We start from the raw sequence: 1,213 nt of genomic DNA, 5'->3' as shown, positions 1-1,213 counted from the left end.
CTAGTGCTGCGTTCCTCAATGATCATGTATCTTGTTGTCGGTCTTGTCGATTCGGGTGTGATGGGGTGGGTTCTGCCGAAGGTGTTGGTTGCGCGTCCCGCACGGGATGTGTTGGAGGAGCGCAAGATTCGTAAACTCGCTGGGGCTCGGCATGCTCCAGGTGATTGGATTCGCCGGGCGCGGATGATCACGGCGAGCTGGGACGGGAAGTCCACCTCCCAGATCGCGCAGGAGTTGGGTTGTCATCCGCAAACGGTGCGTGAACGCTTGCACCGGTTCAATACTCACGGTCTGGAAGGTCTGGGAGACCGGCCGGGGTCAGGGCGTAAACCTCGGCTGACCGAGACCGAGCGCAGCCGGATCGTGGCCCTGGTCGCCACTACCCCGCCAGGGCGTCTGACACGATCGGCCGACGGTGAGCTTCATGCGGAGCGGGACGGGGCCCCGTCGAGCTGGACGCTGGATTCCTTGACCGAGGCCCTGCGCAGCGAGGGCATCGTCGTGGGACGCAGTCAGGTACGCAGAATTCTTGTGGCAGAAGGGATCCGCTGGCGTCGGCCGCGGTCGTGGACGACGAGCAAGGATCCGTACTTCGTCCCAAAAGGACACACATCGTCGGTCTCTACACGCAGCCACCGGCCGGGGCCACGGTAGTCTGCGCCGACGAGCTGGGCCCGGTCTCGCCCCGCACTTTCGGCCCCTCACCGGGGTGGTCGGTCGATGGGCACCGCATCAAGGCACCCCTGGAGTACTCGCGAGGCCCCGACAAGATCTGGGTCTACGGATCGATCCGCGTCCGCGACGGCCAGGCCGTCACGCTCACCGCCGGTTCACGCAACAGCGTGAACTACCAACGGTTCCTGGAAATGATCGAACAGGCCAACCCCACCGGCGACATCTACGTGATCACCGACAACCTCTCCAGCCACAACAGCAAATCCACCCGCGAATGGCTCGAAGGCCACCCCAGGATCAAGCACGCCTTCATCCCGGTCGGGGCGTGCTGGCTCAACCTGCAAGAACCGTGGTGGCGGATCTTTCGGCGAGAAGCACTCGCCGGTCAGACCTTCGCCGACCACACCGAGATCGACCAGGCCACCCGCCAAGCCACCGCCGCCCTCAACGCCCGCGCCCGACCATGGATTTGGGGCCGACCAGCCCCGAAACCGAGGACCCCACGCCGCCGTTTTATCTACTACCTTTGAGGAACACA

At 64.3% G+C, this 1,213-nt stretch carries 2 protein-coding genes; both read left to right on the top strand.

The features are described 5' to 3' along the window. Positions 1-18: 18 nt before the first annotated feature. A complete protein-coding gene (locus AC5WS7_RS40600; protein ID WP_495959984.1) occupies positions 19-654 on the top strand; it encodes a helix-turn-helix domain-containing protein in 636 nt (211 codons plus the stop codon). Continuing rightward, entirely contained in the window at positions 567-1,205 is a 639-nt protein-coding gene (locus AC5WS7_RS40595) for an IS630 family transposase (RefSeq protein WP_495959983.1), read from the top strand. The genes AC5WS7_RS40600 and AC5WS7_RS40595 overlap by 88 nt, the downstream gene beginning before the upstream one ends. Positions 1,206-1,213 lie beyond the last annotated feature (8 nt).

The organism is Nocardia sp. PLKS1-43 (assembly GCF_059510335.1).
Note: the sequence above shows the minus strand (reverse complement) of the source record. Positions and strands in the feature narration are given on the sequence as shown.